Annotated in this window: 12 protein-coding genes; 5 read left to right on the top strand and 7 right to left on the bottom strand. The window is 65.9% G+C overall.

Translation table 11 applies throughout. The features are described from left to right. Positions 1–6: 6 nt before the first annotated feature. Positions 7–2,907, bottom strand: coding sequence for a TonB-dependent receptor (locus Q0082_RS07145; protein ID WP_298191210.1), 2,901 nt, complete (start codon positions 2,905–2,907; stop codon positions 7–9). A gap of 352 nt (positions 2,908–3,259) precedes the next feature. Between Q0082_RS07145 and Q0082_RS07140 the strand changes: the two genes are divergently transcribed. The 4 genes from Q0082_RS07140 (at position 3,260) to Q0082_RS07125 (ending at position 8,111) form a co-directional block, all read left to right on the top strand. After that, a complete protein-coding gene (locus Q0082_RS07140; protein ID WP_298191209.1) occupies positions 3,260–3,964 on the top strand; it encodes a SapC family protein in 705 nt (234 codons plus the stop codon). A 3-nt stretch (positions 3,965–3,967) separates the two neighbouring features. Beyond that, a complete protein-coding gene (locus Q0082_RS07135; RefSeq protein WP_298191208.1) occupies positions 3,968–4,978 on the top strand; it encodes a cupin-like domain-containing protein in 1,011 nt (336 codons plus the stop codon). Positions 4,979–5,142: 164 nt separating this feature from the next. Beyond that, positions 5,143–6,222, top strand: coding sequence for an alpha/beta fold hydrolase (locus tag Q0082_RS07130; RefSeq protein WP_298191207.1), 1,080 nt, complete (start codon positions 5,143–5,145; stop codon positions 6,220–6,222). Then, entirely contained in the window at positions 6,219–8,111 is a 1,893-nt protein-coding gene (locus Q0082_RS07125) for an NPCBM/NEW2 domain-containing protein (protein ID WP_298191206.1), read from the top strand. The genes Q0082_RS07130 and Q0082_RS07125 overlap by 4 nt, the downstream gene beginning before the upstream one ends. A 107-nt stretch (positions 8,112–8,218) precedes the next feature. On the opposite strand, the gene Q0082_RS07120 is transcribed toward Q0082_RS07125, so the two are convergent. Next, on the bottom strand, positions 8,219–9,793 hold the full coding sequence (locus tag Q0082_RS07120) for an alpha-L-arabinofuranosidase C-terminal domain-containing protein (RefSeq protein ID WP_298191205.1): 1,575 nt from the start codon (positions 9,791–9,793) through the stop codon (positions 8,219–8,221). Between the two features lie 23 nt (positions 9,794–9,816). Then, positions 9,817–11,232 (bottom strand): sugar porter family MFS transporter, encoded by a 1,416-nt coding sequence (locus Q0082_RS07115; protein ID WP_298191204.1) that lies wholly within the window; start codon positions 11,230–11,232, stop codon positions 9,817–9,819. A gap of 229 nt (positions 11,233–11,461) precedes the next feature. Between Q0082_RS07115 and Q0082_RS07110 the strand changes: the two genes are divergently transcribed. Further along, positions 11,462–12,514, top strand: a complete 1,053-nt coding sequence (locus Q0082_RS07110; RefSeq protein WP_298191203.1) for a LacI family DNA-binding transcriptional regulator — start codon at positions 11,462–11,464, stop codon at positions 12,512–12,514. A 1-nt stretch (position 12,515) separates the two neighbouring features. On the opposite strand, the gene Q0082_RS07105 is transcribed toward Q0082_RS07110, so the two are convergent. The 4 genes from Q0082_RS07105 to Q0082_RS07090 all read right to left on the bottom strand — a co-directional run bounded on the left by Q0082_RS07105 (position 12,516) and on the right by Q0082_RS07090 (position 17,297). Then, the gene (locus Q0082_RS07105) at positions 12,516–14,426 is read right to left on the bottom strand and encodes a sialate O-acetylesterase (protein ID WP_298191202.1); all 1,911 of its coding nucleotides are present in this window, start codon (positions 14,424–14,426) and stop codon (positions 12,516–12,518) included. Next, positions 14,423–15,301: an SMP-30/gluconolactonase/LRE family protein gene (locus Q0082_RS07100; protein ID WP_298191201.1), complete on the bottom strand. Its 879-nt coding sequence runs from the start codon at positions 15,299–15,301 to the stop codon at positions 14,423–14,425. The genes Q0082_RS07105 and Q0082_RS07100 overlap by 4 nt, the downstream gene beginning before the upstream one ends. 8 nt (positions 15,302–15,309) lie before the next feature. Then, positions 15,310–16,068 carry an SDR family oxidoreductase gene (locus Q0082_RS07095; protein ID WP_298191283.1) on the bottom strand — a complete coding sequence of 253 codons (759 nt, stop codon included), beginning with the start codon at positions 16,066–16,068 and terminating at the stop codon, positions 15,310–15,312. A 95-nt stretch (positions 16,069–16,163) separates the two neighbouring features. Further along, positions 16,164–17,297, bottom strand: coding sequence for a fumarylacetoacetate hydrolase family protein (locus Q0082_RS07090; protein ID WP_298191282.1), 1,134 nt, complete (start codon positions 17,295–17,297; stop codon positions 16,164–16,166). Positions 17,298–17,309 lie beyond the last annotated feature (12 nt).

Here is a 17,309-nt window from a genome sequence, read left to right as displayed (position 1 = left end):
GCGCAATCAGTATTTGAAGCGGACGCCGAAGACAAAGCGGCGGCCGTAGGAGAACGTATCGAGCGGCATGTCCGACCAGCGGCCATAGGTGCTGAAGGTCGAGTTGTTGAGGTTGGTCGCTTCGCCGAACACCGAGAACTGCTTGGTGATCCGGTAGCTTGCGCTGGCATCGACCTGGAACTGCTGGTTCACGTTGACCGGTTCAGCGCCGAAGGTGCCGCCCTGGCGCTGGCCGAGCTGGAGGAGATACGCATCGCGCCAGTTGGCGGCGACACGAACTTCCAGACCGTTCTTGTCGTAGAAGCCCACGAAGTTGGCCGAATTGGCAAGGCCCGTGATCGCGAAGGCCGAACCCGAGATGTCCTTGGGATCGAAGTTGCGATTGGTGCTCACCAGTGTGCCGTTGGCGCTGAAGCCGAAGCCGCTTTCGCCGAACACATGCTGCCAGGCGATTTCCACGCCGCGCACCACGCCATCCGGCCCGTTGACCTTGCCGTTGACCTGGAACTGGGCGGGCTGGTTGGTGAACGGATCGATCACGCCGTTGATCGTCTGGGTGCTGACACCGCCGACGATGAAGTTCGAGATGAACTTCATGAAGCCGTTGACCGCGAAGTACGAGTTGCGCCCGTAGTAGAACTCGGCCCCGAGATCGAGGTTGTCCGCAAGGTACGGTTTGAGGTTCGCGTTGCCGCCTGAGGCGGCGAGGCTGCCCCTGCGCAGCGTGCCGAGGTTAATCGTGGGGCGCAGGTCACCCAGCGCAGGCCGGGTCAACGTGCGCGAGGCATCGAAGCGCAAGGTCAGCTTGGGGGTGACTTCAAGCTTCACGTCGATCGAGGGCAGGACATAGTTGTAGTTGGAATCGCGCGTGATGTCCTGCTGCGGCGTGTAAGTCTTGACGTTGATCAGCGTCGGATCGGTAACCACCGTTTCCAGCGTGACCGGGTTGCGCCCGATCGCCCCCGAGGTGAGCTTGGTGTACTCATTGCGCACACCCGCGCTCACATGGAACGGCATGTCGCCAAGCTGGGTATCGAAGCTGACATTGAGGTAACCCGCAAAAGTCCGCTCGCGCACGTTGAGCACACTCGAAGGGTCGAACGCCGGGGCGGTGGTGCCGCGGCCGGTGGCCTCGAGCACCTTGTAGACCGCGACCGGATCGTAGACGATGATCGCGGGGGCAAGGTTGCCCTGATAGCCCGGGATGAACCCGTTGGTATCGATTGTGCCCTGATAGACGCTGTCGGGCAGCGGGGCGACCGCGCCGGTGCGACCTGAAGGTGCGCCATAGCCGCCATAACGGAAGAACGTGCCGTTCACGAAGGGGTTCTGCCCTTCCTGATGGAACTTGTTCTCCTGATAGCTGGCACCGAAACGAACTTTTACGTCGCCGCCATCATACTTGCCGCCGATCTTGGCCTGCCGAACCACGTCAGTGAAGTAGTTCGGGAAGCCGGCGATCACGTGGCTGCCGATGACCGAACGGTCGGTAAACTTCGAGACGTTGCCCGCCGGACCCACATCGTGAATGCTGGGCAGGAAATCCTTGCTAGGCCCGAGGATCTTGACGCCGGTGTTGGCACCCAGAACGGTCGAGTAGCGCGAGCACGAGGTCGGCGCCGTGGTCGGCCCGGCCCCGGCCGGATATGTGCACGCGGTCGAAAGGAACGGCCCGTTCGGATCGCCGTTGGTGCCGCCGTAGCCAATGTCCATGGCGTTGTCGAAACCGTTGTTGCCCGGGTTCAGGACCGAGCGCGAAACCGCGACATCGACATCGAAGCTGAGCCTGTCAGTGGCCTCCCACTTGAGGTTGCCGCCGATCACATGCGTCTGGTTGATGGTCCGCGCGAGGCTCGCGTTGAAATCCATCGGCGTGCCGAACTGGTTGAAATCGATGACGGTGCCGTTGCTGTCCTGCTTCACGTTGCGCAGGTCGTCACCATTGAACCAGGCGCCGTAGCCATAAGTCGCGGTGTTGAGCGTCTGGCGGGTGAAGGTGCCGTCGATCGTCAGCAGCAGGCGATCGCTCGGCCGCCACTGGTAGGCGATGCGGCCGTCGATGCGCTCGTCCTTGGTGGTCACCTGGTTGGCACCCACCTGCTGAGGGAACCAACCGAGCTTGTTCTTGTTGGCCGGAGTGAAGTCGCTGGTCTGGCAGGCCGGCTGGGCCTGGCAGGCATAGAAGTAGTTGCCGATCCAGCCCGGGATGAACACCTGGTTGGCATCGGTATCGACCCGGCGGTAGGCGGCATAGGCGAGCAGGCCCATCGTATCGTCGGCAAAGGTCGTGCTGAACAGGCCCGCGCCCGAAGGCGTGACCTTGCCGCTGCGATCCTGCACCGAGCCCGAGGCCTTGAGCGCGATCCGCGTACCGCTCTTGTCGAACGGCTTGGGCAGCGCGACGTTGATCGTCGCGCCGATGGCGCTGGCGCCGTACTCGACATCGGGCGTCTTGTAGACCGAGATGGTCTGGACGAAGTCCGAGCCGATCGTGGTGAAATCGACCGCGCGGTTGCCCGAGGCGGTGGAGAGGTGGCGGCCGTCAAACTGCGTGTCGTTGAAGTCGCCGCCGAAGCCGCGCACGGTCACGCCGGTGGCTTCACCGCGCGAACCGGAACGCTGGATCGAGATGCCGGGAAGGCGCTGGATCGCATCTGCCACGTTGGCATCGGGAAACTTGCCGATGTCTTCCGCCGAGATCGCGTCGACCACGCCCGACGCATTGCGCTTGATGTCGAGGTTGCGCTGGAGCGAGCCGCGGATGCCGGTGACGACGATCTCCGCGGTCGTTTCGCTCGAAGCCCCTGCGGCGGGCGTCTGCTGTGCCGCTGCGGGCATGGCCAGAGCTATCGCCATGACGCTGCCGGCGCTTCCGAGCAGGAACCGCGCGTTGAATGAAGTCCTCATATCCTCTCCACTGCTTCTTCTGGCGGCCCCCCCCGCCCGGGTGGGTGGCGTATGCACCGGCAGCCCTTCCCGCTTGCTGGGCCTGCCGGACACGGAAACGCTGCGCTGAAAAAGGTGCGACGGGACGGCATCGCCACCCCCTCAACCTCTCACCCGCAGGCGCTCTCGACGTCACCTTGCGGACATTGTGTATCGCATCACGGTAGCGCTATCAATATCAAATTGTCTGCGCAATTGACCGGGATCACTGGGCCACCGCGATGCAGTGGCTGTTGGCATTGGACTTTTCATGGTAGCGCGCACATAAACTGCGATAAACCGCGCAAATGACACGATCCAGGCGAGGATACCCATGGCCGAACAGCTCGAGATTCTGAGCACCGAAACGCATCGTCAGTTGGCCATGCACCCCTTCGCACGGCCGCATCCGCACATGGTGCAGATCGTCATGCCGGAGATCGAAAGCGCTGCGGCGTGCTGCCCGGTGTTCCTCGCCAAGTCGCCCGAGACGGGGCGATTCGCGATCGTGGCCGTGTTCGGTTTTGAGCCCGGTGAAGTGCTGGTCGAAGGCGCGGAGACTGGAAACGCGGCGTTTATCCCGCTCGATCTGCAGCGGCAGGGCTTCTTTGCAGCGGAGGATTCCATCGCTGTCGATCTTGCCCATCCCCGCTTCGCTGCCGGGGGCACGATTCCGCTGTTCGATGCAATGGGCAGCCCGACCGACGAGATGCGGCTGGTGCAGCGCGCGATCGGTGTGCTGATGGGCCAGGCCGCGCCGACCGAGGCGTTCATCGCGGCGCTGGTCGAGCAGCGGCTGGTCGAGCCAGTGGACGTCTCGCTCTCCTTCGACGACGGGCGGACGATTGCGCTGAACGGGCTCTATACCGTCAGCGGCGAAGCGCTCGCCGCGTTGGACGATGCGGATATTGTCAGGCTTTTCCGCAGCGGCTGGCTGCAGGCGGCCCTCGCCCTGCGCGGATCGCTGCAGCAGGTCGGCCTGCTCGCCCGGCGCCGCAACGAGCGGCTGGCGTCCGGGCTCGGCAAAGGCTGGTCGTGAACCATGCCGCCGATCGCCGAACTGACTGGCGATGATCCGGCGCTGGCCGATAGCGGCACCTTCCAGGCGCAGATCATCCGTGCCGCACAGCCGGTCGTGATCCGCGGGCTCGGCACCGGTTTGCCAGCCGTGGAAGCCGCGCGCAGCGCTCCGGATGCGGGGCTCCGCCACGTGCTGGGCTATGATGGCGGCGGGCGGCCTGAAGTGTTCCTTGCCGATCCAGAGGTAGCCGGGCGCTACTTCTACAGCGAGGACATGGCCGGCTTCAATTTCCGCCGCGCACAGCTCCCGCTGGCGGAAGCCTTCGCGCATATCCGCCGCCATGCCGACGATCCGGCAGCCCCGACCGCCTATCTCGGTTCGCTGGTCGCCTCGGCCTATCTCCCCGGTTTTGCCGAGGCGAACCGGCTGCGCGTGGTGCCGGGCGAGGTCGAGACGCGGCTGTGGATCGGCAATGCCAGCCACGTTGCCTGCCACTACGACGCCTACGAGAATCTCGCTTGCGTTATCGCGGGGCAGCGCCGCTTCACGCTCTATCCGCCGGACACCATCGGCGACCTCTATGTCGGCCCGATCGATCACACGATGGCTGGCCAGCCCGCCAGCCTCGCCTCGGCCGATCCCGCCCGCTTCCCGCGCTTTGCCGGGGCGGCGGCGCGGGCAATCACGGTCGAACTGGAACCCGGCGACGCGCTGTTCCTGCCCAAGCTGTGGTGGCATGCCGTCGAAGCAACCAGCCCGATCAACCTGATGCTCAACCACTGGTGGGACGCGACCGCGAAGGGACCCGACGCGCCGCTCCTCTCGATGCTACTCGCGATGATCGCGCTCGCGGAGCGGCCCGAGGCCGAGCGCATGGCCTTCCGCGCCTTCTTCGACCACTACGTCTTCCGCACCGACGGACATCCGCTGGCGCACCTGCCGGAGGACCAGCGCGGCATCCTCGGCGATCTCACCGGCGCCAACTACGGCCAGATCCGCGCGATGGTGCTGCGCGCGCTGCGCGGTGCTTGACAGCCATGCCCGCCGCCATCTAGCCTGACTTAATACGAGATCAGCCAGCAGGGGCACTGCGTAGCAAGGCTGGTCCATCCCTGAAAATCAAACGAAGTTGGCCGGATGCCTTGGCATTGGCAACCCCTTCGTGCCCTGACAATACGATCCGGAGAGATCCTGCCATGCGCCATTTTCGCGCCTTCCTCTACGCAGCCGCACTCGGCCTTGCGCCGCTTTGCGTACCGACCGCCTCCGCACAGGTTTCGACCGCCGTGCCCGATCCCATCCCCGGCGCGCCGCACCTCACGCTGAAGCGCATCGTGGTGCACAGCCGCGCGCTCGAAGGCGCGCTCGAAGGCGACAGCGCCGACCGCGAGGTTTTCGTGGTCCTCCCGCCAAGCTATGCCAAGGCGCCGCAGCGCCGCTATCCAGTGGTCTACGCGCTCCACGGCTATTCGATCGGCGCACAGCAGTGGACCGGCGAGATCCACGTACCGCAAGTGATCGAGGGCGCGCTGGCCAAGGGCGCGCGCGAGATGATCTTCGTCTTCCCCGACAGCAAGACCGTCCACAACGGCTCGATGTATTCAAGCTCGGTCACAACCGGAGACTTCGAGACCTTCATTTCGCGCGATCTCGTGGCCTATATGGACAGCCACTACCGCACCCTCCCCCGGCGCGAGAGCCGCGGGCTCGTGGGCCATTCGATGGGCGGCTATGGCGCCACGCGCATCGGCATGAAGCACTCCGACGTGTTCGGCGCGCTCTACCTGATGAGCCCGTGCTGCCTTTCCTCGCGCAGCCTGTTCGGCGTGACGCCGGAGGCAATGAAGGCGTATGCCGCGATGAAGAGCCCGGCGGATTCGGCCAAGCTCGAATGGATGCAGCGCGGCACGCTGGCGGCCGCAGCGGCCTGGTCGCCCAATCCGAAGAACCCGCCGCTCTATCTCGATCTGCCGATGACCGAGGACGGCAAGCCGCGCGAGGACGTGCTGGCGCGCTGGGCCGCCAATGCGCCGCTTGGCTTCGTCGACCAGTATGTCGGCGGGCTCAGGCGCTATGCCGCCATCGCGATGGACGTGGGCGACAAGGACGGGCTGAAGACCGACACCGCGAAGCTGCACGCGGTGCTGGACAATTACGGCATCGCCAATGCCTTCGATCTTTACGAAGGCAATCACACCAACCGCGTCGCCTTCCGCTTTCAGGACCATGTCGTGCCGTTCTTCAGCGCGCATCTCGCATTCGGGCGCGCGAAGTGAAGCTGCGCTATGTCGCAGCAGCGCTGCTCGCCGCCACGGCGCTCGCCGACACGGCTGAGGCTGGCCCGCTCGATGCGACCGGCCAGTGGAGCGTCACCAGCAGGGGCCATGCCCCCCTGCCCCCGATGGGCTGGAACAGCTGGAATGCCTTCAACAGCGATGTCGACGAGGAGAAGGTGCTGGCGGCCGCCAAGGCGTTGGTCGATAGCGGGCTGGCGGCGAAGGGCTACGTCTACGTCAATATCGACGATGGCTGGTGGCTGCGGCGGCGCACCAGCGATGGCCGGCTGATGATCCGCACCGCGCGCTGGCCCTCGGCGCGCGGCAAGGACCCCGCCGGCAGCTTCCGCCCGTGGACAGACAAGCTCCATGCCATGGGCCTCAAGGCGGGCATCTATTCGGATATTGGCCGCAATTCGTGCGGGCAGGCCTATACCGCGCAGTTCGCCGGCCAGCCCGAAGGCACGGTCGAAGAGCGCGAGGTCGGGCTCTACGGCCATATCCAGCAGGATATCGTGCTGTTCATGGGCGAATGGAACTTCGACATGCTCAAGGTCGATGGCTGCGGGATCCGCGCGATGAGCCCGGCCAACCCGCTCGTCGCCTCGGGCCAATATCGCGCGCTGGGGCCGCTGATCGATTACGAGACCCTGCCCAACACCGACATCGCAGCGGTGCGCGCCCTCTACACCGAAGTCGGCGAGGCGATGGACCGCACCCGCCCGCGCGGCGATTTCGTCTATTCGCTATGCCTGTGGGGCTCGGCCGACGTGCGCGCATGGGCGGGCAAGGTCGGCAACATGTCGCGCACCAGCGAGGATATCTCGCCCAATTGGGAGCGCATGCTGCACAACCTCGATGCCGCTTCCCGGCGTGAACTCTATGCGCATCCGAACAGCTGGAACGATCCCGACATGCTCTTTGTCGGCACCGGCGCGTTCGACATGGACCACCTCGTCGAAGCGCGCTCGCACATGACGCTGTGGGCCATGCTCAATGCGCCGCTGATCATCGGGTACGATATGCGCAAAGCCTCCTCTGCCTTGCTAAGCGTGCTCGGCAATCCGAAGGTCATAGCGCTCAATCAGGATGCGGCGGGGAACCAGGCGGTGCTCGCCTATGATGGCGAGACAGTGCAGATCTTAGTGAAGTCTCTGGCCGATGGCACCAAGGCCGTGGCAGTTCTCAATCGCAGCGGCATCCCCGTCGATGCGACGCTGACCGCGGCGCACCTCAAGTACCGCGCCGATAGCCCTGTGGCGCTTACCGACTTGTGGGACGGCGGCGAGCGTGCGTTCACCGGCGAGGTGCCGGTGCATCTCGAAAGCCACCAGACCCTGCTGTTCAAGGCCAGCGGCACGCGCGAGCATCCGGGCGGGCTCTACCTTTCGGAAATGCCCGGGAGCGTGAACCCGGCAGTCGACGGGGTCGTCCATCCCATGGCCGATCCGCTGGTGCACCGGGGCCTGCTGCCCTGGCGCTCGACGCGAGGCGACGGCGAGCATTCGGTCTATGGCGGCTGGGGCGGCGCGCGGGCCGATGCGACGCCCTTCGCGCAAACACCCAAGATCGCGGGCAAGGCTTATGCCAGCGCCATCGGTGTGCTTGCCAATTCGCGGATCGAAGTGCGTGGCAACGGCGCGGCAACCTTCACCGCCGAAGCCGGGATCGACGATGCAACCGCCGATACCAGCGCGCGGGTTCGTTTCTCGGTTCACGCCGATGGCAAACGTCTGCTGCAAACCGACTGGATGAAGCGCGGCGATGCGCCCGCGATGATCGCGGTGCCGGTGAAGGGCGCACGGATCATCGAACTGGTCGCGGAAGGAAACCGTGCGGAAATGCAGGACGTGCCGGTGACCTGGGGCAAGGCCGCGCTCGACCGCTGAGATCGCGGCACACAAAAAAAGGGCCCGGCACGCAGAGTGCGGGCCGGGCCTTGAAGTTTTGCAGCGGTCTCAGGAGGAAGGAGAGCGGCCGCTGCAGGCACCTCGGATCAGTTCGAAACCTTGACGACGGCGACTGCGCGAGGTGGCAGCGCAATGGTCACGCCGGCCCCGCCCGCCTTGCCGGCAATGGGCGCGGGCTTCACCGCATCGGGCGCCGCGAACGTGTTGATGCTGTCGACACGCGGTGCGGTGAGCACTTCGCCAGCAGCGCTGCGATAACCCGGCAGCGTCACGCTGGTTCCTGCATCGGGATCGACATTGACGAGCGCGACCCAGACTTGCCCCGCCTTGTCGCGCGCCGCCATGGCATCGACTTGCGGCAGCGTCTTGCCCGCCAGCATCAGTTCGCCCGCTGTGAAGCGCACCGGCAGGAACGTCGCGTCCTGGAACGGCACATACATCCGGAAGACGTGGTAAGTGGGCGTCAGCACCATCTTGCCGCCGTCGGTCAGGATCATCGCCTGCAGCACGTTGATCATCTGCGCGATATTGGCCACCTTCACGCGGTCGGCATGGCGCGCGAAGATGTTGATGTTGAGCGCCGCCAGAATGCCATCGCGCAAGGAGTTTTGCTGCTGGAGGAAGCCGGGGTTGCTGCCCGGCGTGGGCGCCAGCCATGCGCCCCATTCATCGACCGCGATCATCAGCTTCTTCGCCGGATCATACTTGTCCATCACCGCGCTCTGCTTGGTAATGAGCGTGTCCATCGTCAGCGTATCGGCGATCGAGGCGGCATAGTCTTCGGTGCCGAAGCCGGAACCGGGAAGGTGCGGCGGCCAGCCGCCGGTGGTGTACTTGTGGAGCGAGATGCCATCGATATCCCACGAGTAGACGTGGTCCTTCCACGCCTTGGCGACCTCCTCGGTGTAATCGAGCTTGTCGCTGTCCCAGCCTACCGCGAGGCGCTTCATCCGCGCCTCGCCATCGCGCTGGGCGGGGTTGTAGTTGCGCGTGAAGTTGGCGAAGCGCTTCATTTCCTCGACATAGTGGCCAGCCGACATGGCGCCGCCACAACCCCAGTTCTCGTTGCCGAGGCCGAGGAGCGGCACTTTCCACGGCGCGGGATGGCCGTTGGCGGCGCGCTCCTGCGCAAGGGTCGTATCCTTCTCGGCGGTCATGTACTCGATCCACTGCGCGGCCTCTGCCGCGGTGCCCGAGCCGATGTTGACCGAGACGTAAGGGTCCGCGCCGATCTGCTCGGCAAAGTCCATGAATTCGTGCGTGCCGAAGGCGTTGCTTTCGGGCACGCCGCCCCAGTTGCTGTTGATCTGGACGCGGCGCTTCTCGGCGGGGCCAATGCCGTCGCGCCAGTGGTATTCATCGGCAAAGCAGCCGCCGGGCCAGCGCACATTGGGAACCTTGATCGCCTTCAGCGCGGCGACAACATCGCTCCGGATGCCGCGCACGTTGGGAATGGGCGAATCCTTGCCCACCCACACGCCGCCGTAGATGCCCGTGCCGAGATGTTCGGCGAACTGGCCGAACACGTTGCGGTCGATCACCGGGCCGGGCTGCGCGGCATCGATGGCCACGGTGGTCGCCGCCTGCTTTGCCAGAACAGGGCTGGCAAGGACAGCGCAAGTCGCGGCAGCGGCAAGCAGGGCGTTCTTGAAAGTCTTCATCGTCACGTCTCCGCGGTGCGCGCTCAATGCCCGCCCCAGCCTTCCATCTGCTCCAGTTCCTTGCCCGCGGTTTCAGGCAGGAAGGCCTTGACCAGCCAGAAGCTGACAAAGGCACTGATCGTGTAGAGGGCATACGTCTCGGCAAGGCCGAGGCCGCTCGCCATGGCGGGGAAGCTCTGCACCACCGCGTAGTTGGCGCCCCACTGCGCAAGACCGCACACCGCAAGCGCCGAGCCGCGCAGCTGGTTGGGGAACATCTCGCCGAGCATGATCCACATGATCGGGCCCCAGCTGGCGTTGAAGAACACCACGTAAATATTGGCCGCGATCACCGCGACGAGGCCGAGCTGCTGGTCCATCTGCAGCGCCCCCGCCGCATCGAGCGTGCCTTGCGAGAAGGCCCAGCTCATCGCGCCGAGCGAGGCGGCCATCCCCGCCGAGCCGATCAGCAGCAGCGGCTTGCGGCCGATCTTGTCGACCAGCGCCATGGTGACGAAGATCGCGCCGATCGAAACGAGGCCGGAAACGATGTTGCGCTCGAGCGCGGCCTTCTCGGAAACGCCGGCAAGCCTCCACAACGTCTCGCCGTAGTAGAAGATCACGTTGATGCCGACGAACTGCTGGAACACCGCGATGATGAGACCAGCCCAGACGATCGGGCGCAGCACGGTGCCCGGCGCGAGCACGTCGCTCAGGCTCGGGCGGTGGTCGGCCGCGAAGGAGCCGCGGATCTCGTCCACCTTGCGGCCAGCTTCCGCCGCGCCGAACAGGCGGGTGAGCACGGCGCGGGCTTCTTCCTCGCGCCCGCTGTTGACGAGGTAGCGCGGGCTTTCGGGAATGAACTGCAGCGCGGCGAGGAACACGACCGCAGGCACGGCCTGCGCGAGGTACATCCAGCGCCAGGCGGGATAACCTGCCAGCATGCCCAGCGAATCCCCGGCAGCCTGCGCGAGGAAATAGTTGACCACGAAAGCGAGCGTGAGGCCGGTGATGATCATCACCTGCTGCACGCTGGTCAGCCGACCGCGCACCGCAGCCGGCGCGACTTCGGAGATATAGGCCGGTGAAAGCACGCTCGCCGCGCCCACGGCCATGCCGCCGAAGAAGCGCGCGATGACGAAGAGCGTGTGATCGGCGGTGAGACCCTGCACCAGCGCACCAGTGAGGAAGAGGATCGCCGCGAGCACCATGATGCGTTTGCGACCGAAGCGGTCCGCGAGGCGCCCGGCAAGGAATGCCCCCGCCGCGCAGCCCATCAGGAGCGAGCCGACGGTGAAGCCGAGACCATTGTCATCGAGCGCAAAGGCCGCCTTGAGGCCCGTCTGCGTGCCGTTGACCGCACCGCTGTCGTATCCGAACAGCAAGCCGCCGATTGTCGCCACGGCCACGATCGCGCTGACAAGCGCCATGTTGACCTGTTCCTGCGGCCTTGAAGCCATGTCCTTCTCCCACCCGTTTTGTGTCGCCTCGACATACCTGCAAGCCGTGCAGGCCGTCGATGGTCGCAACCATGCCATTAATGATAGCGCTACCTTTGTAACCCATGTTCCGTGCTGCGCAAGGGTGAATTACGCAAAGTTCCAGAAGCATCAGTCTCGCTCCTGCACAATCGCGCTTGCCAAGGCGCGGTCGCCCGGTCAGGAAATTGCAACCTGGAGCCCCTGCAAGATGAACGAACCTCGATCGCGCCGCCGCCAGTCTGGCCGCCCCACCGTCAGCGACGTGGCGCGCCTCGCCAAGTGTTCGCAGATGACGGTGAGCCGCGTCGTCAACGGCGGCGCGGGCGTGCGCGAAGAGACGCGCCTCGCCGTGGAAGCTGCGATCAAGGAACTGGGCTACGCGCCCAACCGCGCCGCGCGCAGCCTTGCGGGTGCTTCGCAGCTGCGCATCGTGCTGCTCTATTCGAACCCGTCCGCCGCTTATCTCAGCGAACTGCTGATCGGCTGCATGGACGCAGCGACCCGGCTCGATGCAAACTTGGTGGTCGAGCGCTGCGATCCCGAGCGCGACCAATCGCGCATGATTCAGCGCCTGATCGAAAGCGCGGTCGACGGCTTCCTGCTGCCACCGCCGCTTTGCGACGACACCGCGCTGCTGACGCGCCTGCGCCGTGCCGGCACCCACGCGGTGCTGATCGGCCCGGGGCAAGCCGAAGCGCATCACGGTGTGGTGATGATCGACGACTATCAGGCTGCGCATGACATGACGCGGCATATTCTCGGGCTCGGGCACCGCCGCATCGGCTTCATCATCGGCAACCCGCATCAATCCGCCAGCGCGCTGCGCCTTGCCGGGTTCCGCGATGCGATGGCGGAAGCGGGGGCCGAGGTGGACGAGGCGCTCGTGCGGCAGGGGCAGTTCACGTATCGCTCCGGCCTCGATGCCGCGATGGACATGCTGGCGCTGCCGGTGCCGCCAAGCGCAATCTTCGCGTCGAACGACGACATGGCCGCAGGCTGCATCGCTGCCGCGCACCGGCGCGGGCTCGACGTGCCGCGCGATCTCACCATCTGCGGGTTCGACGATACCGCGCTCGCATCGACGATCTGGCCCGAACTCACCACGATCCGCCAGCCGATCCGCCAGATGGCCGAAACCGCGCTCGATCTGCTCGCGCAGGAAATCCGCAGCGACCGCGCCGCCGATGCGGCCAAGCCGCGCCTCGCGACGCTTGATTACCAGCTCGTGCGCCGCGATTCCGACGCGCCGCCGCGAGGTTGATTCAGGGCTCGACAGGCAGCTCGAAGCCCGGAACCGGCAGCGAGCGCCCGTCGAACAGATTGACCACCGGGCTATCCGCCCAGGCGTAGCGGATACGGACAGGGCTTGCGCCCTCGCTGCGGATCACCACGGCATCGCCGTCCACCGTCGCGGGGCTGAACCGGCACGTGCCACCTGCATCGCACAGTTCGAAGCCGATGGCACCGGCGCTGCTCCAGCTGTGCAGACCACCTTCAATGCCGCTGAACGTCACCCGCACCCCGCCAGCGACCTGCCTTGCCGCCACCGGCATCGGGAGCGCCTGCCCCAGCGCGCCCATGGCGAGGCGTTGGCCGAGCAGCAATTTGTTGGCGGGGTGAATATCGGTTCGCTCGCCAAGATCGATCGCGGTGGCGAGCCAGGCAGCGGGGTCTTCTGCCACGATGCGCCGCTGCACATCGCGCATATGGCCCCAGCCGGATTCGACCGGCGCGCTCGCGGGCGAACCATAATTGGCAAGCTGGACAAGTGCGATCTTGAGAGCCGAACCGAACCGCGCGCGCCAGCCGGCGATCAGCGCTTTCATGCGCGCGGCATAGTCTGCCGTGCCGATATCGCTTTCGCCCTGATACCAGGCCGCGCCTTCCATCGCGAAATGACCCAATGGCGCGATCATCCGGTTGTGCATCAGCCCAACACCGGCGTTGGCATCCCACGGTGCGCGCGGTGGCTCGGCGGTGGTGGGCGCAATGGCAAAGCGCCAGCCGTCGGCAAGCGGGATCGTCTTCCCCCCTTGCAGGTTGAGCGCCAACCGGTCCGCCGGGCTGCCAAAGCCGCCGTTCCCGTAGGTGTTGGTCACCGCGACGAGGATCTCGTTCACCCCTGCGCGCAGGAAGGCGCCAGGCACGCGGTACGCGCGCTCCTCGTCCCAGCCGAAGGTGTTGCCCACCGCGTGGCCGTTGACGAAGGTCGTGTCCATGTCATCCATAACGCCCAGCGCCAGCGTGGCGCCGGACTTGGCCTCGGCCGCCGTGAGCGTGACTTGCCGGCGCAGCCAGACGGTGCCGATAGACTTCAGCGCAAGCGGCGTATCCTTCCAGCCGAGCCAACCGGTCACTGCGGGCACGCTTTGCCAAATGAGCGTATCTGGCTTGGCCCAGGGCTGCGAACCGGCGGCGGCGCCGGAATACCAGGCCTGCCAGCGCGGGGCGAACTGCGTAACGGCGGCGAGCCGGTCCTTCGCGAATAGCGCAAGAAGCGCCATGTCGGACGCGCCTGCAAGTGCAGCGCCTGCTTCGGGATCGAGCCAGGGCGTGACTTTCGAGCCGCCCCAACTGGCATGGACCGCCCCGACTGGCACACCCCGCGCACGGCGCAGTTCGCGCGCCATGAAATAGCAGGCGGCGGAGAATGGTGCGGCCGTGTCAGGCGCAGAGAGCGCCCAGCGGGTGTCTTCGCCGAAGGCGCGACCGGGCACGTAGGCAATCGACTTGGGCACCTGCAGCAGGCGCAGTTGCGGATCGCTTGCGAGCCCCGCCTCCATTTCGCCATTCAGCGCGCGGGAGAGCGGGAACTCCATGTTCGACTGGCCCGAGCAAAGCCAGACATCGCCGACCAGCAGATCGGCCACGCGCACGGTTTCCTCTCCAGCGGACACCACGAGAGTGGCCGGCACGGCAGAGGCACCACGCGGGGCAAAGCGCAGGGCAAAGCGGCCTTGTGCATCTGCGACAGCTGCGGCCTGCTCGGTGCCAAGCGTTCCGGCCACGCGCGCTGCGGGGCTGGCAGTGCCTTCAACCACGACAGGCTGGCCGCGCTGGATCACGGCATGGTCGCTCCATACCGCACCAAGCTGGAGCGTGGCGGCCGCGGCGAAGGCAGGGCTGGAAAACGCCGCGGCGGCGACGAGCAAAGCGGTACGCCGGGCGTTCATCCCCACACCTCGGCCAGCGCGGGGGCAACGCCTGGCACGTCGACATCGAAGGCGAACAGATCGCCCGCCATCGGCTGCGCGGCGAGTGCTGAGGCGTCGAGGCCCTTGCGCGCCGTCGTCACGAAAGCGCGCGTCAGATCCGGCCCGCCGAACGCAAGCTTGGTGACATTGGCGACAGGCAGCTCCACCTTGCCGATAAGCGCTCCATCGGGCGAGTAGCGGGCGACACCCCAGCCGTTCCAGAGGCCGGTCCACACGCAGCCCTCGGCATCGCAGATTGGTCCATCGGGATAGGCATCAGGGAAATCGCGCGCAATATCGGCGAAGAGCTGCGCCTCGCCAATGGTGCCGTCCGGCTCGAGGCTGGCGACATGGATGGTCTTTGCCAGCGTGTCGGTGAAGTAGATGCGGGTATCGCCGGGTGCGATCGCCGGGCCATTGGTGATGCAGATGGCGGCAGGACCGGCCTGCGCGATCTCACCCTGATAGGCGCGAAAGAACTGGCCGCTGTCAGCCGTCTCGCCATCGTCCATCGAGCCGAAATAGACCCGCCCGCGGCTATCGACGCAGGCATCGTTGAGCCGGTTACCCAGAGGTTCGCCAGGGACCGGCGTGATGTAGCGGCAGCGGCCGGTGACGGCATTGAAGAAATGGAGCCCGTCCTGCAGACCCGCGAGGAGATCGCCGCCCTTGGCGGGAAGGACCCAGCCGACCTGTGCGGGCACTGCAAAGCTCTCGTGCTTGCCCGTGGCGGGGTCGAAATTATGGATGCGGTGCTGCTTGATATCGGTGAACCACAGGCATTCGCGCGCGGCATCCCAGACCGGCCCCTCGCCCAGCGTGCAGCCCGCCGCAAGCACAGGTTCAGCCGCCATCGCCGCGCTCAACGCCAGCCCCCGTCGACCCAGTATTCGTGCGCGGTGCAGAAGCGGGCGTCGTCCGAGGCGAGGAAGAGCGCCATGGCCGCGACATCGGTAGGCTGCAACCGGCCCTTGAGACACTGCGCGGCGATGATCTCGGCCTCGCCTTCGGGCGTATACCAGCGCATCTGGCGCTCGGTCTGGACATTGCCCGGAATGATCGTGTTCACGCGGATGTTGAAGGGGCCGAGTTCGCGGGCAAGGCTTCGGGTCAGCCCCTCGATCCCAGCCTTGGCGATCTGATAGAGCGCGAGATCATCGAGCCCGAGGTGCCACGAGATCGATCCGAGATTGAGGATCACGCCGCCGCCGTTTGCTTTCATCTCCGGCCATACCCCCTGCGAGGCGAAGAAGGCGTGCTTGAGGTTCACCGCGAGGCGCTGATCCCAATAGGCGGGTGTCACCACGTCGAGCGCATGGCGATCGTCGCTCGCCGCATTGTTGATGAGGACATCGCAGCCGCCGAGCGCCTCGACCAGCCCGGCCAGGGTGTCGCCGAGCGCGGCGGCATCGGCCACGTCCTGCTCAAGAAACACCGGCACATGGTGCGCTTCTGCGAGACGGCGGATGAGGTCTTGTGCGGGGCCGCCGAGGATATCGACAAAGCCGACCTGAGCGCCCTGCAGCGCAAAGCCCTCGACAATCGCCTCACCGATCCCGGTGGCGCCGCCGGTGACGATCACGCGCTTGTCGCGCAGGCTGGGATAGCGGGCAGACATCACGGGAGCCTCGCTGGACTCGCGGGTGGGCGCATCGTGCAGCTGATCCGCCGGCACCGGTTCCGGAACGTGATGAAGCGTATGGGGCGGGGTCATGCTCAGGCCATCTCCACCAGACCGCGGGCGGCCAGATTGCGCATGAAGGCACCCAGACCAATGGACCATTTGGGCGCATCGCGCGAAGTCGTCACTGTGTTCGTGAGGCTCCCAAGCCGCGTGCTGCGGATCGTGACGCGGTCGCCCACCTTGTGGGTAAAGCCACCGCCCGGCTCATCGCGGTCCTGTGTCGGCGCGAAGAGCGTACCGCAGAACAGGACGAAGCCATCGGGGTAGCTGTGTTCGCTGAGGGTCTGGGCAACAAGCTCGAGCGGATCGCGGCTGATCTCGGTCATGCGGTTGGTCCCTTCCATGCGGAAGTTGTCCTGCCCTTCGACGACAAGCTCGACTTCGGCGCTGCGCACGTCTTCAATCCCGAAGCCCGCGTCGAACAAACGGATGAACGGCCCGATCGCGCAGGAAGCGGTGTTATCCTTGGCCTTGGAGAGGAGCAGCGCCGAGCGCCCCTCGAAGTCACGCAGGTTCACGTCGTTGCCGAGCGCAGCGCCGACCACCTCTCCCGCCGGATCGACCACGAGAACGACTTCAGGCTCGGGGTTGTTCCAGCTCGAATCCGAGCGCACCCCGATCAGCGCGCCGTGACCAACGGTCGAGAGCACCGGCGATTTGGAAAAGATCTCCGCGTCCGGCCCGATCGCCACTTCCAGGTACTGCGACCACATGCCGGCTTCGATCAACGCGGCCTTGAGCGCCATCGCTTCCGCGCTGCCCGGGACGACGGCGCGGATGCCGGCGCCAATGGTCGCCTCGAGCTCGCTGCGGATCGCGGCGGCCGCTGCGGCATCGCCGCGCGCGCGCTCCTCGATCACGCGCTCGATCGCGCTGACTGCAAACGTCACGCCGCTCGCCTTCACGCATTGCAAATCGATCGGAGACAGGAGCTGCCAGCCTTTTGGCAAACCATCTTCGATCGGGCCGAGATTGATGCCGCCAGAGAAGCCGCGTCGCGCAATCGCGCCGGACACTGTGCTCGCAATACGCGTGATATCGCGGATGCGACCTTCGCCAAGCACGATCACATGCGGCCCATCGGCGGCTTCGGCGCGCCCGATGAACACGCCGTCCGCATAGTCGTGCGGCAGGCAAGCCGCGAGACCCAATTCCATTCCAAGCATCCCCGGCTCTCT

Origin of the sequence: Novosphingobium sp. (assembly GCF_027489515.1) — a bacterium.
Lineage (GTDB): Bacteria > Pseudomonadota > Alphaproteobacteria > Sphingomonadales > Sphingomonadaceae > Novosphingobium.
The sequence above is the reverse complement of the archived record's forward strand: the minus strand, read 5'-3'. Positions and strand labels throughout refer to the sequence as shown.